The organism is Gammaproteobacteria bacterium (assembly GCA_009845905.1).
Taxonomy (GTDB): Bacteria; Pseudomonadota; Gammaproteobacteria; order Steroidobacterales; family Foliamicaceae; genus Foliamicus.
In genome coordinates, this window is record VXYS01000004.1 from 356963 (window position 1) to 372847 (window position 15885).

General features: G+C 63.9%; 16 protein-coding genes. 11 read left to right on the forward strand and 5 right to left on the reverse strand.

All coding sequences use genetic code 11. The features are described from left to right. The first annotated feature begins 23 nt into the window (after nt 1–23). On the forward strand, nt 24–1979 hold the full coding sequence (locus tag F4036_03135; GenBank protein MYK36733.1) for a hypothetical protein: 1956 nt from the start codon (nt 24–26) through the stop codon (nt 1977–1979). Nucleotides 1980–2051: 72 nt separating this feature from the next. On the opposite strand, the gene F4036_03140 is transcribed toward F4036_03135, so the two are convergent. Continuing rightward, nucleotides 2052–3365, reverse strand: a complete 1314-nt coding sequence (locus F4036_03140; protein MYK36734.1) for an aspartate aminotransferase family protein — start codon at nt 3363–3365, stop codon at nt 2052–2054. 152 nt (nt 3366–3517) lie between these two features. Here F4036_03140 and F4036_03145 point away from each other — a divergent pair, with 152 nt between their 5' ends. Further along, the gene (locus F4036_03145) at nt 3518–4876 is read left to right on the forward strand and encodes a hypothetical protein (protein ID MYK36735.1); all 1359 of its coding nucleotides are present in this window, start codon (nt 3518–3520) and stop codon (nt 4874–4876) included. A gap of 84 nt (nt 4877–4960) precedes the next feature. On the opposite strand, the gene F4036_03150 is transcribed toward F4036_03145, so the two are convergent. Further along, a complete protein-coding gene (locus tag F4036_03150; GenBank protein ID MYK36736.1) occupies nt 4961–5275 on the reverse strand; it encodes a type II toxin-antitoxin system RelE/ParE family toxin in 315 nt (104 codons plus the stop codon). After that, a complete protein-coding gene (locus F4036_03155) occupies nt 5272–5538 on the reverse strand; it encodes an addiction module antitoxin (protein ID MYK36737.1) in 267 nt (88 codons plus the stop codon). Before F4036_03155 ends, F4036_03150 begins: the two co-directional genes overlap by 4 nt. Before the next feature lie 90 nt (nt 5539–5628). Between F4036_03155 and F4036_03160 the strand changes: the two genes are divergently transcribed. The 5 genes from F4036_03160 to F4036_03180 all read left to right on the forward strand — a co-directional run bounded on the left by F4036_03160 (nt 5629) and on the right by F4036_03180 (nt 10044). Beyond that, on the forward strand, nt 5629–6288 hold the full coding sequence (locus F4036_03160) for a DUF488 domain-containing protein (protein MYK36738.1): 660 nt from the start codon (nt 5629–5631) through the stop codon (nt 6286–6288). A gap of 57 nt (nt 6289–6345) precedes the next feature. Next, entirely contained in the window at nt 6346–6846 is a 501-nt protein-coding gene (moaB, locus tag F4036_03165) for a molybdenum cofactor biosynthesis protein B (protein MYK36739.1), read from the forward strand. Further along, nucleotides 6846–7616 carry a hydroxyacylglutathione hydrolase gene (gene gloB / locus F4036_03170; GenBank protein ID MYK36740.1) on the forward strand — a complete coding sequence of 257 codons (771 nt, stop codon included), beginning with the start codon at nt 6846–6848 and terminating at the stop codon, nt 7614–7616. The genes moaB and gloB overlap by 1 nt, the downstream gene beginning before the upstream one ends. A 153-nt stretch (nt 7617–7769) precedes the next feature. After that, nucleotides 7770–8828: a Fic family protein gene (locus tag F4036_03175; protein MYK36741.1), complete on the forward strand. Its 1059-nt coding sequence runs from the start codon at nt 7770–7772 to the stop codon at nt 8826–8828. Between the two features lie 61 nt (nt 8829–8889). Then, a complete protein-coding gene (locus F4036_03180; GenBank protein ID MYK36742.1) occupies nt 8890–10044 on the forward strand; it encodes a hypothetical protein in 1155 nt (384 codons plus the stop codon). Here the strand turns inward: F4036_03180 and F4036_03185 are convergent. Further along, on the reverse strand, nt 10041–10934 hold the full coding sequence (locus tag F4036_03185) for an alpha/beta hydrolase (GenBank protein MYK36743.1): 894 nt from the start codon (nt 10932–10934) through the stop codon (nt 10041–10043). The two genes, F4036_03180 and F4036_03185, sit on opposite strands and share 4 nt — an antisense overlap. Nucleotides 10935–11097: 163 nt before the next feature. Here F4036_03185 and F4036_03190 point away from each other — a divergent pair, with 163 nt between their 5' ends. Continuing rightward, on the forward strand, nt 11098–12033 hold the full coding sequence (locus tag F4036_03190; GenBank protein ID MYK36744.1) for a hypothetical protein: 936 nt from the start codon (nt 11098–11100) through the stop codon (nt 12031–12033). 22 nt (nt 12034–12055) lie between these two features. After that, complete coding sequence (locus tag F4036_03195) at nt 12056–13003, forward strand: hypothetical protein (protein MYK36745.1); 948 nt, start codon at nt 12056–12058, stop codon at nt 13001–13003. A 53-nt stretch (nt 13004–13056) separates the two neighbouring features. Here the strand turns inward: F4036_03195 and F4036_03200 are convergent, their stop codons facing one another. Further along, on the reverse strand, nt 13057–13992 hold the full coding sequence (locus F4036_03200) for a DUF1838 domain-containing protein (protein MYK36746.1): 936 nt from the start codon (nt 13990–13992) through the stop codon (nt 13057–13059). Between the two features lie 55 nt (nt 13993–14047). On the opposite strand from F4036_03200, the gene F4036_03205 reads away from it, so the two are divergent. Continuing rightward, nucleotides 14048–14962, forward strand: a complete 915-nt coding sequence (locus F4036_03205) for a LysR family transcriptional regulator (protein MYK36747.1) — start codon at nt 14048–14050, stop codon at nt 14960–14962. Between the two features lie 25 nt (nt 14963–14987). Beyond that, nucleotides 14988–15845 (forward strand): NAD(P)H-binding protein, encoded by an 858-nt coding sequence (locus F4036_03210; protein MYK36748.1) that lies wholly within the window; start codon nt 14988–14990, stop codon nt 15843–15845. Nucleotides 15846–15885 lie beyond the last annotated feature (40 nt).

Here is a 15885-nt window from a genome sequence, read left to right on the forward strand (position 1 = left end):
CGCTCGGTAAAGGGAGGAGAGACATGAGAAGCGCGGCGATTGCGGGCCTGTGCCTGCTGCTGATGATTGGCTGTGCCGGGGAATCGACCGGTCCCGGCGCGCCTCCTTCCTCCGAAGACGACGGCCTCGGTCAGTTGTCCGGCAAGGTTGAGGGAACCGTCGAAGGACTGCTTCCGGTCGTCTACGCCTACAACACCGACAAGGACCTCGCCTACACCGTGTTCGTCGTGGACGGCGAATACCGGGCCGTGAAGATGATCCCCGGCGGCTACGACGTGACGATACGCCGGGCGGTCGATCAGCTCGAGGGCTTCGATTCCCAGACGGTCAGCATCGAAATCGGGCCCGGCGATGCGGTCGAGCTCGATTTCTCGTTGACGGGCGTGGGCCCGGTGGTCGATTACGCGGGCGGCATGAACTACCCCAACGCCGAGATCCTCCCCTACGACGAGGTTTATCCGCCGGGGCCGGGCCGCGACATCCTCGAGCGCGCCTGCCACGGCTGCCACACGATCCAGTTGTTCTCCTACAACGACGCCTCGCGCGCGTATCCCGGCTCGCGCGGACCGAAGACCCGGGAGGCGTGGGAAATGGTCGTGGACCGGATGTACGAGGCGCCCGCGTTCGGCCGCGCCGGCAAGGCGTCGCTGTTCGATCCGAAGTTCCTGCCGCCTGAGGACCGCGACATCCTGGTCGACTACCTGGCCGAGACCTTCCCCGCGGACCGGCCGCCGGTGGTGGTGCAGCTCACGCGCGAGCCCGAGCTGGACTACGAAGCGCTCAAGAAAGCGATGTTCGTCGAGTACATCTACCGCGAGTCCGACGAATACGAGGTCTGGCCCTGGCCGCACCAGGTGGACTTCGACCTCGACGGCAACGTCTGGATCGCCTATACCGCCTGCTGCATCGTCAGGTTCGACCCGCGCACCGGCGAGCAGACGGCTTTCGAAGGGCACGGCGGCGGCCACGGCATCGTGGTGGACCAGACCGATGGTACGGTCTGGTATTCGGGCGACGTCGTGCGCCGCCTCGATCCGGCCACGGGCAAGGTGGACCATTGGGTGGCCCCCGACCCGATGCTGGGCAGCAACACCCAGATCTTCGACTCGAAAGGCAATCTCTGGCTCTCGCTGATCGCCGCGGGCGCGCTGGGGAAATGGGACCGGGCCACGGACTCCATCGTTTACTGGGAGGTCCCGGTGATGCGCAGCCGTCCGTACGGAATCATCGTCGATCACAAGGACAAGGTGTGGTTCTCCGACTACCACAACGGCGGCGTGTCGCGCTTCGATCCCGAAACCGAGGAGTTCCGCCACTACCCGGTGGTCGAGGACGACGCCACCACTTCGATACGCCGGCTGGGCGTCGATTCCAGGGGGATGATCTGGACGTCCACGTGGGGCAACCGGGCGTTCGACAATGCCATCCTTTATCGTCTCAATCCGGAAACGGGCGAGGTGTTCCGCCGCAGGATGGACGTTCCGTATGCGGCCTCCTATAACGCGGAGGCCGATCCCGACGACAACATCTGGGCCGCCAACGACAACTACCTGTCGAAGTACGACCAGGAAGCCGACACGTTCACCCACTACCCCATCCCGACGCGTTCCGACTCGCTCAAGACCACGATCACGCGCGACGGCGCGGTCTGGTTCATCTACCGTAACGCGGGCAGGTTCGCCGGATACGGCGGCGCCGTGTCGGTGCTGTATCCGGACAAGGACGACATCCCCACGCTGGGCGCCTATCACTCCGAGGACAGCGCCGGCTACCAGCTGAGCGGCTACGACGGGCCGCCGGCGCCGCCGGTGCTGGGCGAGAACCGCCCGGTCGCGCTGGGCGCGCAGAACATCGACGAGTACATCGACTTCGCGCTGGCCGCCGGCATCGTGGACGAAGAAGGCGCCGCCGAGTTACGCGCGACTCAGCCCCGCCCGCCCAGCAAGGAAGTGCAAGAAAGCGTCGAACGCGCCGACTGACCCTGGGAGCGAGGGCATGTCCCTCGCGGCGTCTCGCCTTCCACGAGGGCGGGACGCCCTCGCCCCCAGGGATTAGGAGAGGGAGTCGAGAACCTTCGCGAGTTTCTCCACGAGTTCGGCGATGTGCGACTCTTCCGCGATCAGCGCGGGACAGAGCGCGATCGTGTCGCCCGTCGTGCGCACCAGCAGGCCGTTGTCGAAGCAATGCCGGAACGCCTCCTGCGCGCGGGCCGTGGGCTTGTCCGGCACCGGCTCCAGCTCCACCGCGCCCAGCATCCCGAAATCGCGGATGTCGATCACGTAGGGCTTGCCTTTAAGCGCCTGAAGCGCGTCGCCCAGCAGCTTGCCGGTTTCTTTCCCGCGCTCGAACAGGCCCTGGTCCTGATACACGTCCAGCGCCGCGTGCGCGGCAGCCACCGCCAGCGGATGCCCCGAATACGTGTAGCCATGGGCGAACTCGATGAGCTGCTCGGGTCCGTGCATGAAATCGTCGTAGATGTCGCGCCGCACGAGCACCGCGCCCATCGGCACCGAACCGCTGGTCAGGCCCTTGGCGAGCGTGATGATGTCGGGCGTCACGCCGAAAGTCTGCGAAGCGAACGCCTCGCCGGTGCGCCCGAAGCCCGTGATGACCTCGTCGAAGATCAGCAGCAGTCCGTGCTCGTCGCAGATCTCGCGAATCCGTTCCAGGTAGCCCTTCGGCGGGACCAGAACGCCGCCTGAACAGGCGATCGGCTCAACGATCACCGCTGCGATGGTCGAGGCGTCGTGCAGCGCCACGATCTCCTCAAGTTCGTCGGCCAGGTGGGCGCCCCACTCCGGCTGTCCGCGGCTGTAGGCCTGGCGCTCGAGATCCTGCGTGTGCCCAAGGTGGTCTACGCCCGCCAGCATCGCTCCGAACAGCTTGCGGTTCGACGAAATTCCGCCCACCGAAATGCCGCCGAATCCCACGCCGTGATAGCCCTTCTGGCGCCCGATCAGCCGCACCCGCTGCCCTTCGCCGCGCACCCGGTGCCAGCCGAGCGCGATCTTCAGCGCCGTATCGACCGATTCGGAGCCGGAATTGGTGAAGAACACGCTCGACAGGCCCTCGGGCGCCATCGCGGCCAGCCGGTTGGCCAGCTCGAAGGTGCGCGGATAGCCCATCTGAAACGCGGTGTAGTAATCCAGCTTCGCCGCCTGTTCCTGGATCGCGGCCACGATGTGCGGATTGCAGTGACCCGCATTGCAGCACCACATGCCCGACACGCCGTCGAGCATCTGCTCGCCCTCGTGCGTCGTGTAATACATGCCCTCGGCGTCCACCACGAAACGCGGGTCGCGCTTGAACTGCCGGTTGGCCGTGAACGGCATCCAGTACGCCTGCAAATCCGGCAGGCCCGTCATCACACTCTTGCTCGTATCCATGCCCCGGTACCCTACCAGCCCAAGCCCCCCGCGCCCACCCCCTGGGAGCGAGGGCGTCTCGCCCTCTTTCCGCTTTACAAGAGAACCGCTGTGGTAGGGTGGGAGCAAATCATGACAACGGGTGACGCTCGATGAAACTCGCGCTGTGGGCGTTTGTCATCGTGCTAGGCGCACTGCTGGTCCTGGGTTACACGGGAATTGCCCGGCTCGAGACCCAGCCGGGGGAAACCGCAACGTTTCCGCTACCGGAAAGCATCACTCAGAAAAACGTTTGCCGCGAAGACAGCTTCCGGCGCCATTGCTGGACGGAAGTTGTAAATCGGCCGGGGTGTTACACATGGGTCTACGTGGATTCGCCGGACCAGGAATTCTATTGGTCCGGCGAATGCCCCAATGGCCTGACGGAAGGACGGGGCGTTTTGGAATCGCGTTCGCACCTCGATTTGTCCGTTTTCGTCCTCTCGCTGCTCGACGGCAGGCACGAAGGAACGCTAGCCAGGGGCAAGCGGCAGGGCGATTGGTACTCCCGGTACTTAGGCGGCAGGGAGGCGGAGCAGCCGTATTTATACGGGTATCGGCATGGAATCCGCTGGGTCGGCCACAGGAACAGAGAATTCGACGAAATTCCCTACATCCTGGGCCGGCAAAGCGATGCCCCGATCCGGTACGGACCGGATGGCGAAAGAATCATCCCTCCGTGGGAGCAGCGCTACGACGAGGATTGGCCGTACCACGAAGGGTACCGGCATGGCTTCCGGCTTGTGCCGGGCACTGACGGAGAAACCCGAAAGGAGTTGTTTGTCGAGAACAGCAAAGTCGTCGCCTGGGGGCCCGCCGAATCGGATGAAGAACCGGTCGACCGGCCGTTTCCCGACGGCGGGCTGACGGGACGCTACAGGCTGCGCCTTGCGGCCGGGAGTGACGCAAGCAAGCACTACTTTGATGGGATCGAAGCCGAAGGGCAATTCGCCCACGGAGTCATGCAGGGAGAATGGACCTTCCGCGATCCCGGCGGAACGGTCCGCAGCGGGCGTTACCAAGACAACCGCCCGACAGGAGAATGGGTCGAGATCGACCACGGCAGGAGCTCCGCGCAGGGAACCTATCTGGGCCAATACAAGCACGGCGACTGGGTGGTTCGATACGACGATGGCGCCGTGCACGAAGGCCCCTACGAGGGCGGCGTTCGTAACGGCAAATGGATGATGAAGGAAGCCGACGGGCGCGTGGTGGAAGGCGACTACCGCGGCGACAGACCGAACGGCGAATGGATCTACCGTTATCCGGACGGGAAGATCGAGACAGTATCCCTGCTGGGCGGCATCAGGCACGGAAAATGGACCACCACGCTGCCGGACGGCACCGGGAGTGAGGGCTTCTACCGGGAAGGAAACAAGTTCGGGGATTGGGTCGTGCGCAGACCGGATGGAACCGTTATAGAGGAATTCTGGGAAAACGGCGCGCTCGTCGAGACCGCATCCCTCAATTAGCCTGCGTGATTCCCGATAAACCGATGAATCAACCGGCCGATCAAAAACTCGAAGAATTGCCGGATTAGGACTTCTGGAGGAAAGCTATTTGGGAAAGTCCTCCTGGAAACGGCCGAACTGGTGCATGCGTTCGTGCAGCACCGTGACGATACCGACATCTCCGTTGGTCAGCCACTTCCAATACACGAAGTGCTTCTTGTAGCGGAAGAAATAGCCGTCCACGCCGAATTCCGCCGGAATCGGGCGTGACATGACGCCACCTCCTGCGATCTTATCGAAGGCATTGAAAAGACCGGTGATGTAGGCATCTGCCTGCGCTTCTCCCCAATGCTCATTGGAGTATCGGTAGATTTCGTCGATGCGGAGTGCGGCCGATCCCTGGACGCGTGCCGCAGTCATCGCTCAGCCTGACCCTTGTTCCTGGCAATAACGTCCGAGGCGGAAAGGGGATGATAAGAGTCATCCGGAGCAGCAAATGCGCGGGTCAGCTCAGCCTTCAATCGCTCAAAGGCCTCGCGTTCCGACCGCTCCTTGTCGCGCCGGATCAGATCGCGCACATACTCGCTTACGTTTTCGTACGAGCCGCTGTCCCCGACATTTGCCGACACAAAGTCGCGAAGCGCGCCGCTCAGCCGAACCGTCATTGTTGTCGTGCGTGGCATAGGCCTTTTCCGAAAGTAAGCGTATGCAATATAACTAATATTGAATACACTTACAACCGTAAAGTTGCTTGCCGCTATAGTGAAAAAATAATGACTACAGAAGCGGTGCGATCAGGGGGGATTTTTACGGTAGGTCATTCGGCGCATGAAGCGGCGCGGTTCGTGGACTTGCTTGATATGCACGACATAGAGGCCGTGGCGGATGTGCGGTCGATGCCCTACAGCCGGCGGAATCCGCAATTCAATCGGGAAACGCTGAAAGAGTCGCTGAAGGCAAGCGGAATTGCGTACGTGTTTCTCGGCAAGGAACTAGGCGCCAGAAGTAACGATCCGGACTGCTATGAGAACGGGCGCGTCCAGTTCCGGAAACTGGCCGCGACCAGCCTTTTCCGGTCCGGCATCAAGCGCGTGCTGGACGGAAGCGAGCAGATGCGCATTGCGCTGATGTGCGCGGAAAAGGACCCTCTCAACTGCCACCGAACCATATTGGTCACCCGCGAGCTGGTCGCCTTGGGCAAGAAAGTCAATCACATTCTGGCCGATGGAGAAGTCGAGACGCACGATGCCGCGATGAACCGGTTGTGCAAGCAACTGAACATCGGGAAAGACCTTCTGCGCACTCCCGAGGAACTGGAGAACGACGCATACGCTGCATGGGAAGCGAAGATCGCCTACGCCAACCCTAAAGCGCGCGCGCGAGGGCGTCCCGCCCTCCCCTGGGAAAGAGGGCGTCCCGCCCTCCCCACCTGATCTAAAATCTCCGTAGCAACGGAGCGCACAACGTTGGGTGAGAAATCGGACAATTTCCTGCCGCTGAACATCGCCGTACTGACGATTTCGGACAGCCGGACGCTGGAGACGGACGACTCGGGTGCGCTGCTGGCGGAGCGCATCGCCGGCGCCGGCCACAAGCTGCACGAGCGGCTGCTGGAACCCGACCACCGGTACCGGATACGCGCGGTCGTGTCGCAGTGGATCGCCGATGAAGGCGTCGACGCGATCATAACCACCGGCGGCACGGGGCTGACCGGACGCGACGGCACGCCCGAGGCGGTCGAACCGCTGCTCGACAAGCAGATCGAGGGCTTCGGCGAGATGTTCCGCGTGCTGTCGTACGAGGACATCGGCACGTCCACGCTGCAGTCGCGCTGCCTGGCGGGGCTGGCCAACGGCACCTTCGTGTTCTGCCTGCCCGGCTCGCGCAACGCCGTCGCCACCGGCTGGGACAAGCTGATCGAGGCGCAACTCGACACCCGCACCCGCCCCTGCAACCTGGCCGAACTCAGGCCACGCTTACGAGAAACGTAATGGCGCTTTTGCAGATCCACCAGTTCCCCTGCCTGTCGGACAACTACGGGTTCCTGATCCACGAGCGCCTGTCGGGCCTGACCGCCACGATCGACACGCCCGACGCCAAGGTCATCCAGCGCGAGCTCAAGCGCAAGGGCTGGCGCCTCACGCACATCCTCAACACCCACCACCATCCCGACCACGCCGGCGGCAACCTGTGGCTGAAGGAACGCACCGGCTGCATCATCGTCGGCCCCAGCGCCGACGCCGCGCGCATCCCGGGCATCGACCTCCAGGTCGGCGACGGCGAAACACTCGAATTCGGCAATGCCGCAGCCCTCGTTTACGACACTCCCGGCCACACCAGCGGTCACATCGTCTATTACTTCCCCGACGAGGACGTGGCCTTCGTCGGCGACACCCTGTTCGCCATGGGCTGCGGGCGGCTGTTCGAAGGCTCGCCGGAACAGATGTGGGACTCGCTGCAGAAGCTGATGAGCTGGCCAGGCCGCACGCGAATCTACTGCGCGCACGAATACACGCGCACCAACGGCCGCTTCGCGCTGACCGTGGACCCGGACAACGAGGCGCTGATCAAGCGCATGGAGGAAGTGGCGCGCCTGCGCGAGGACGGAAAACCGACCGTTCCAACGACCATGTACCAGGAGAAACGCACCAACCCCTTCCTGCGGCCGGACAGCCAGGGCATCCGCGTGCAACTCGGCATGGAAGACGCAGACGACGTCGAAGTTTTCGCCGAAGTCCGCCGCCGCAAGGACCACTTCTAGTCCTGGGAGCGAGGGCGTCCCGCCCTCACCGAAGGCGAGACGCCGCGAGGGACGTGCCCTCGCTCCCGGAGATAGCCGCTGAATCGGATGGAATCGGGTGGACAAACGGATGTAAACGTGGCATCCTGAAAATGGATGAAATTGGATGGATAAATGGATGCCAAAATCAACACTGCCAGTCTGGAGCTCACCAACCAGATCCTGTCACTGATCTCCGGGATTGACGAATTCAAGGGGGCGTGGCGCGCGATCGGCCGGATCGCCCCCGAACGGCTGACCGGCCTGCGGCGCGTGGCGACCATCGAGAGCGTTGGCTCCTCGACCCGTATAGAGGGCGCCAGCCTGACCGACCGCGATGTCGAAAAGCTGCTGTCCAGTATCGGGATCAGGTCCTTTGCCAATCGGGACGAACAGGAAGTTGCCGGTTACGCCCAGGTCATGGAGACCGTATTCTCGAACTGGAAAGCGATCGACCTCACGGAAAACCATATCAAGCAGCTTCATCGCGACCTGCTGATATTTTCCGCCCGCGACGAGCGGTATCGCGGCGAATACAAGAAGTTGCCGAATCACGTGGAGGCGTTCGATGAAACCGGCAAAAGCCTGGGCGTCGTATTTCGGACGGCATCGCCGTTCGATACCCCGCGCCTGATGACCGAACTCGTGGACTGGACCCGGACCGCCCTGGACAGCCGGAACCCCCACTCTCTTCTGACGATTGCCGTCTTCGTGGTTGTCTTTCTTGAAATTCATCCATTTCAGGATGGCAATGGGCGACTTTCGCGCATCCTGACGACGCTCTTGCTGCTGCGCGCAGGCTACGCCTACGTCCCCTACGATTCGCTGGAAAGCGTTGTCGAGCAATCCAGGGAGGCCTATTACCTGGCATTGCGTCAAACTCAGGCAACCATCCGAACGGAGAGCCCGAATTGGCAGCCTTGGGTCGAGTACTTTCTCGATACGCTGAAGCGGCACAAAGACCGCCTGGAACACAAGATCGAACGTGAGCGAGTACTTCTCGGAGACCTTCCCGAACTATCGCTGCGGATACTGGAAGTTGCCCGGAAGCGCGGCCGGGTCACCGTCGCCGAAGCGGCCAGAGCCACCGGCGCCAGCAGGAACACGATAAAGGACCATATTCGGTCCCTCGCCGGCAAAGGCCACCTCGAACGCCACGGCGCAGGCCGTGCAACCTGGTATTCGCTCGCATGATCGGCCTGCCGGGATTACTTCTAGTGCTACATTGTTGCCCGCACACTCGTGGGAGAAATTCATGCATCGGATGACACGCAGGCAATTGGTACAGGGAATCGGCGCGGCTGGCGTCGTGCTGCCCGGAAGCTGGCCGGCGGCCTGGGCGCAGGAAGCAGGCGCTTCCGATCCCGGGCTGATCCTCGGCAAGGGCCCGCCCGGCTGGTGCGACGAGGCCAAGAACGGCGGTGCGACGGTGCGCTGGAACGACGAGGACCAGGCCTGGTGGATGTGGTACTACGCGCGCGACAACAACTATCCCGAGGGTGTGGCGCCCGCGTTCGGCACCGGCCGGATCGCGCTCGCCAAGTCCGCCGACGGCATCTCCTGGGAACGCTACAGGGGCCCTCTCACGGGCGGCGCGATCATGGACTGGAGCAGCAACCCGGAGGATTTCGATTCCACGCATATCGGCAGCGGCGACATCCTGCGGCACGAAGACGAGTGGCTGCTCTGGTATTTCGGCGGCGACAGCACCACGCCCACGGAACTGGGCGGCTACCCGGTGTCGGAGGGCTACCAGTTCAAAGGCTACCGGTGCCGGCCCGGCGTGGCCCGCAGCAAGGACGGCATCCACTGGACGCGGATACGCGGCGCCGCGACCGGCGGGGCCTCGGTGGACATCGGCGACAACATCTACGGCGCCTTCCCCAACGGGATCCACGACGGCGATCGGTTCCTGATGTACTACACGACGCTCTCGCCCCGCATCGTCTATTGGGAAACGAAAGTCGCGGAGTCAACGGACCTCGTGAACTGGAAGGTGCTCGGCAACATCGAGTGGAGCAGCGACCCGGCGCGCTGGGAACTGGGCGGATCGAACACGCGCCACATCCTCCCGAACCCCGATCCTGACGGACGCCGCTGGCTGATGCTCTATACCGCGCTCGACGCCCGCCTGCCGCGCTATCCGCGCGTGATCGGCGCCGCGGAATCGGACGACGGGCTGCTCTGGCACCGCAAGTACGACGATCCCATACTGCACATGGGCCCGATCAACAACTTCGACAGCGGAGGCGTCGCCTATCCGCAGCTCGTGCCGCACGACGACGGCCGCCTGTTCCTCTATTACTACGGCTTCGCGCACATCCTGAACACGATCGAGCCGACCCGCGGTATCGGCCTCGCGATCAGCGAGACCGGCAAACTGACCGACTTCCGGCGCGTGCGAACCTAGCGGCCGTTCAGCGACATCGCGAACTCCGCGATGCGCCGGTTGAACTGCCCGGCGTCGAACCAGAACGGCATGTTGCCGGAGTCGGCGAAAACGGACACTTCAGCCTGCGGAAGACGGGCCGCGATCGACTCGATCTGCTCGCGGTTCGCCAGAATGTCCTGGCCGCCGATGATGAACAGCACCGGAACGTCGACGGCTTCGAGCAGGTCGCTGTTGTCCGAGCGGTGTTCGCGATTGAAAACGCGCACGTAGTGGGGCGTCATCATCGGGGACACCATCAGCATTTGCTTCTCGGCCGGCGACAGTTCGCCTCCCGCCGTGATCAGGTCCACGTAGCCCTCCGTCCACTCCAGCAGCGTGGCCGCGTTGGCCGAGGTCGAGCGGGCGATCTGCTGTTCGCGTTCCGGCGTCATCGGCGATACCGGCCGGGCCACGAACCCGGCGTTGCTGCTCACGAACACGATGCCGCCAATCGCATCAGTCCCGTAGTAGCGCACGTAGTCGAGCACGAAATGGCCGCCGTAAGACCAGGCGACCATTAGCGGTTTGCCGGCGCCACCGCTCTCCAGCACCGCCTTGATGTCGTCGGCCCAGAGCCGCATGTCCAGGTAGTGCTCCGCCTGCCAGGGCTTGGCCGAAGCCCCATGGCCGCGCATGTCCAGCGCGGTCAGAAAGAACTCGTCGGCGAGCTCCGACTCCAGTTGCTTCTTCCAGTTGAGCGTGCTGCCGAGAAAACCGTGCACGAACACGATCCGCGGCGCATCGGCAGGACCGTTGTGCGTGACAGCGATCGGCAGCCCCCCGCCGCCCTCGACCGTCCCGGTCCGCGGCGCGTCCGCGTGTGCGCCGAAAGACAAAACCGCCAACAGGAATCCCAGCAGGTAACGCATGGCGCCCTCCAGACTCAAGCCAGCATTCATTGTCGGGCAAGCCGGCGCCCTCCGCAAAATGCCGAATCGACATTCACCGATAAGCAGGTTTTATGCGACAGGATTCCCGCGCCGGGATACGATGGAGGTCCACCGCACACGCGAGCATGCAAAAGCAACACCCGTGACCCACCCCTCGACCAGCGAGATCAGCAGGCGAACCCTGCTCGTCGCGATGAGCGGCTTGCTGAGCGGCGCCGCTTTCGCCCGCAGCGAAGGGGACGGGCCGCAGCCGGCCACGGCCGCGTCCGAAGCCTACACGCCGGCGGGCTTCAGGCATGCATTGCCGCCGGAAGCCCTGGAAGAGCCGCTGGCCACGCTCGAGCAGCCCGGAGCGCTGGACCTCAACGACTCGGAAGGCCTGAGGCTGGCCCGCATGAAGACCATGTTCAGCCTCAACGCCGATTACGCCTACAGCGCCTACATGACCCGGCATTTCGTGATGCCGCCGGACGCGACGCCCTACCCGCTCGTCAACGAACTGGAACTGAACGTGTCCTTCCTCACGACCGGCGGCCCGGAGTTCCGCGAAGAATACGAGCAGGGCAAGCTGATGCTGCACGGCTCGTACACGCGGGTCTTCCTCGATGCCGCCACGCTGCAAACCGTGGACGCAATCGACGTTCCGGCCATGAACCGGCAGTTGACGCTGGCCCCCACGCAGTTTGCGCTGAGCATCCCGATGGACCTCGCCCCGATCCCGCACGACCCCACGCTCACCGAAGACCTCCGCTGGTATCGCTTCGGCGAGGACGTTCATCTAACCAACATCGCCCTGTTCGAACCCAGCGAGTCGCGCCCGCCCCGCATGGATACGTCCGTGTGGCGGGTGAAGCACGCGGACCTGATGGACCCCGCGCATCGGCGGCTCCACGCCCACTACTCGTTCACCGCGTCGTCCTACGCGGCGCTTTACGCCTGGACCGGCCTGGGCGTCGACGACCCCACCCGGGTCGTCACCAGCAAGGCCGGCATCAAGGTGCACACGATCGACGCATTGCCCGCTCTGGTGCGGGAAAGGATTCTCGAAAAGCACCCCGAGCGCGTTCCCCGGAAATAGCACTCGCAATGAGGACCCTCCCATGAGTGACCACGACGACATCCTCGAAATCGACGAACAGCGGCGCGACGTCGTGCGTTCGCTCAGCGCAATCGCCGGCATGACCGCGCTGGCCGGCCTGGTCCGCTCGGAGATGGCGCTGGCCCAGGACGACGAAAGCGATCTGCTCCCCAACGGCCTGCCACGGTCGTCCCTCTCCGCCGAGCCGGCCGTGGTCGAATTCGACCGCCCGCTGGACCTCACCGACCCGAGCGACGCCTGGTACGCGAAGATCAAGGCCACGAACAACCTGGCCGGCGCGAAGACCTACGTGCCGATGTTCTCCCGCGCCTACATCTGCCCCCAGGGCGCACCGGCGCACCCGGTGTTCGGCCACTGCGGCATCTGGACCTGGCAATTGCAGAAGGCGACCACCGACGAGTTCGAGGACGCCCGCGAAGGTTCGATGATTCAGCGCGCGCTCTACACCGGAACGATCCTGGACCCCTACACCTTCGAACCGGTCGAGACGCTCGAAAACCCCTACACCGGCGAGACCATCACCGTGGAGGATTCGATCTTCGCGATGAACTACCTGCTGCACCCGATGGGCGGCGGCCGCGACATCGACATCGCCGAGTTCTACAACCCCGAGGAGAAGCCGGACACGCCGTACGTGCGCTTCGGCGACGAGGTCGCGTTCGTGCTGGCCGGCCTGTTCCAGGGCGAAGGCGACTACCAGCCGCGGGCCGATTCCTCCTGGTGGACCACGAACTACGCGCAGCTCATCGACCCCGACCAGCCGCTGGTGGAAACGCGCTACAACTTCACCGGACTCATGCGCGCCTGGGAGCGCCCCTGGCTGGGCGTCGAAAAGCCCGACCAGACCCAGTTGCTGTGGGCCGTCGAGGGCCGCAAGGTCCACTCCGTCGACCGCATCCCCGACCTCCTCCACAAACACGTCCTAAGCAAATACGAGGATCGCGTCTAACTACACCCCTGGAAGCGAGGACTCCCTGGGAGGGAGGGCGTCTCGCCCTCCCCCTACAGCGCCCGGCCGATATAACCGAACGGATCGTCCGCAATCTCAGGAAAGTGGCGCTCGAGCAGCTGCGCCAAAGAAGCCGGCAGGTCATTGAGCGCGAAAAGCTTGGTTCCCTTTGCGCGGGTATAGAGGCCGCCTGCGCGTCCGCCCATTTCCATCCAAGGCAGCCAGTCCGACACAATCTCAAGTTGAAGCGTGGCCTCGACGCGCGGCGCTTCCGAGCGAAGATCCTCCGTCCGCCCCCGGTAATCGACGAATTCGATTGAACTGAAGATCGGCGCCTCCGCCGGGTCGGGCGCAACCGTCACACGCTTCTCGATCTGCACCCAGGTATCGCCCCCGATCGTGCGCGGCGGCTGAACCGACTCGGCGATGCGAATGCCGCCCGGCGCCGTGCGTTCGGACGGCCCGACCTCGGAGTGATACGACGTCACGGCAACGGGCGCGGGCACGACCACCTCCACCTCCCGCGCCGTATAGGGGTTGCGCCAGGATTCGAGCCGTACGCCGCTCACCAGGTCGGTATAGAAGACGACTTCCATCGTATCCACGCGATAACCGCCCTGCTCCGGATAGCGGATCCGCGAGAACCCGATCGTGTTGGTATTCCACAAGGGCGTGAGCGAGTTGCCTTCGCGCCCGTACTTCACGCCCAGGATCGACCAGATGACCTCGTCGTCCACCCCCGAATACACCAGCCGCCGGTACCAGCCCTGCTCTTCCTGCGACAGCCCACCGGAAACCGCGAGGGCACTGCCACCCACTAGTCCCATCCCAAGGAGTGGCAGAAAGCTACGCCGCGACACCTGGGAGAGAGGGGGTCCTTCCTGGGAGAGAGGGCGTCCCGCCCTCCGGGAAGGCGAGACGGCCGTGGGGGCAGTGCCCCCACTCCCAGGGAAGCCATAAATTCGAAGATGTGACTTTGACCCAGCCATAATTTCAAATTATATTGACTCCCTCGCGGAGGGCGGGACGCCCTCCCCCCGGCAAATGAAATTCGATCTCAAGCAACTGCGGCACTTCGTCTGTGTGGTGGACACGGGCAACATCACGCGCGCGGCCGAACTCCAGTACATCACGCAGCCCGCGCTCACGCGCAGCATCAAGAAGATGGAGGAGCGCATCGGCGCCAAACTGCTCGACCGCTCGCCCCGCAGGATCACGCCCACCGAGGCCGGGCGCGTCCTCTACCGCTACGCCAAGATCATCATCAACCAGGCGGAACGCGCGCTGCTGGACGTCACCGCCGTGTCCCGGGGCGAGCAGGGCCATGTGCATATCGGCATCGCCGCGCTGTTCGCCCCCACGCTGATCAGCCATCTCATCCCGCAATTGTCGGCACGGTTCCCGGGGCTCCAGGTGCGCATCACCGAAGGCTTCTTCGAGGACCTCGTGGCGGGCCTGGTCGAAGGCGAAATCGACGTGCTGCTATCCAACTTCCCGCCCGGCGTCGTGCCGCCGGACGTGGAACTCAAACCGCTGTTCGAGATCCGCACGGAGTTCGTGGTGGGCGCCTCCCATCCCCTGGCGTCCAAAGAAAACGTCACGGCAAAAGACCTGCGAGAGGCTCAATGGGCCATCATAAAACAACCCCATATCATTGATTTCCTTGATAAGTTCTTTGCTGAGGAATCGCTGCCTCCGGTCTCGGTTGCGATCGAGGCGACCTCGCTCAACACGCTCAAGTCGCTCGTGATGCTCGGCCAGTACGTCGCGATGCTGCCGCGCCGCTGGATCGAGAAGGAGCTCGAGGCCGGCGAAATCAAGACCATCCGCAAGGACGGTACCGCCCTGGTGCGCGAGGCCGGCCTGATCCTGCGCCAGACCGCAACCCGGCGGCCCACCGTCGAGAACGTCATCCCGGTCATCGAGGAGTCCTGCCGCGAGTGGCAGATCGACCGCTGACACCAGAAGAAGGAACGACAAAACCATGACCACATTGCTGACCGCCGCCAACGGCAAAACCGGCCGCGCGGTACTCAAGGCGCTCGCGAACCGCGGCGCCGACGTGAAGGTGTTCCTGCGCGACGAGGCGCAATGGCCCGCGCTCAACGAACTGGGCGCAAGTTCCTTCGCCGTCGGCGACATGGAGGACGCAGCAACGATCGAAGCCGCGATGGAATCCTGCGACGGCATCATCCACATCGGCCCGCCCATGCACCCGAACGAGGTCGAGATCACGCGCCGCTTCATCGACGCCGCGAAGTCCCACGATCTCAAGCGCTTCGTCTATTACTCGGTCATGCATCCGCTCCGGCGCGCGGTGCGCCATCACCGGCTCAAGCTCGACGCCGAAGAAGAGCTGATCGAGTCCGGCCTGCCCTACACGATCGTGCAGCCGATCCGCTACATGCAGCACCTGGCGATGATCTGGAAGAGAGTGCTGGACACGGGCGTGCACAACATGCCCTTCAGCGTGGACGTCAAGTTCAACGTCGCGGACCTGCGCGATCTGGCCGAGGCGACTGCCATCGTGGCCACGGAACCGGGGCATCTCTACATCACCTACGAGCTGGCGGGTCCGGAGGCGCTCAGCCAGCGCGACATGGCCGCGACCATCAGCCGCGTGCTGGGCCGGGTAATCCGCGCCGAAGCGCTGAGCCTGGAGCAGGTCGAGAAGAACGCCCGCGCGGCAGGCGCCGGCGACGACCGCGTGACGCAGATGCTCACGATGAACGACCACTACGACCGGTTCGGTTTCCGCGGAAACCCCAACGTCCTGCGCTGGATCCTGGGCCGCGAACCGAACACCTACGAGAACTACGTAAAACGCCTCGCCTCCCGCTAACCCGCATCAGTGCGGCGCATATCCTGATGCCAATTTCGCA

What these genes read in the sequence shown, in the direction of transcription:
- F4036_03135 (MYK36733.1), top strand. Translation starts at nt 24, where the DNA reads ATGAGAAGCGCGGCGATTGCGGGCCTGTGCCTGCTGCTGATGATTGGC.
- F4036_03140 (MYK36734.1), bottom strand. Translation starts at nt 3,365, where the DNA reads ATGACGGGCCTGCCGGATTTGCAGGCGTACTGGATGCCGTTCACGGCC.
- F4036_03145 (MYK36735.1), top strand. Translation starts at nt 3,518, where the DNA reads ATGAAACTCGCGCTGTGGGCGTTTGTCATCGTGCTAGGCGCACTGCTG.
- F4036_03150 (MYK36736.1), bottom strand. Translation starts at nt 5,275, where the DNA reads ATGACTGCGGCACGCGTCCAGGGATCGGCCGCACTCCGCATCGACGAA.
- F4036_03155 (MYK36737.1), bottom strand. Translation starts at nt 5,538, where the DNA reads ATGCCACGCACGACAACAATGACGGTTCGGCTGAGCGGCGCGCTTCGC.
- F4036_03160 (MYK36738.1), top strand. Translation starts at nt 5,629, where the DNA reads ATGACTACAGAAGCGGTGCGATCAGGGGGGATTTTTACGGTAGGTCAT.
- gloB (MYK36740.1), top strand. Translation starts at nt 6,846, where the DNA reads ATGGCGCTTTTGCAGATCCACCAGTTCCCCTGCCTGTCGGACAACTAC.
- F4036_03175 (MYK36741.1), top strand. Translation starts at nt 7,770, where the DNA reads ATGGATGCCAAAATCAACACTGCCAGTCTGGAGCTCACCAACCAGATC.
- F4036_03180 (MYK36742.1), top strand. Translation starts at nt 8,890, where the DNA reads ATGCATCGGATGACACGCAGGCAATTGGTACAGGGAATCGGCGCGGCT.
- F4036_03185 (MYK36743.1), bottom strand. Translation starts at nt 10,934, where the DNA reads ATGCGTTACCTGCTGGGATTCCTGTTGGCGGTTTTGTCTTTCGGCGCA.
- F4036_03195 (MYK36745.1), top strand. Translation starts at nt 12,056, where the DNA reads ATGAGTGACCACGACGACATCCTCGAAATCGACGAACAGCGGCGCGAC.
- F4036_03200 (MYK36746.1), bottom strand. Translation starts at nt 13,992, where the DNA reads ATGGCTGGGTCAAAGTCACATCTTCGAATTTATGGCTTCCCTGGGAGT.
- F4036_03205 (MYK36747.1), top strand. Translation starts at nt 14,048, where the DNA reads ATGAAATTCGATCTCAAGCAACTGCGGCACTTCGTCTGTGTGGTGGAC.
- F4036_03210 (MYK36748.1), top strand. Translation starts at nt 14,988, where the DNA reads ATGACCACATTGCTGACCGCCGCCAACGGCAAAACCGGCCGCGCGGTA.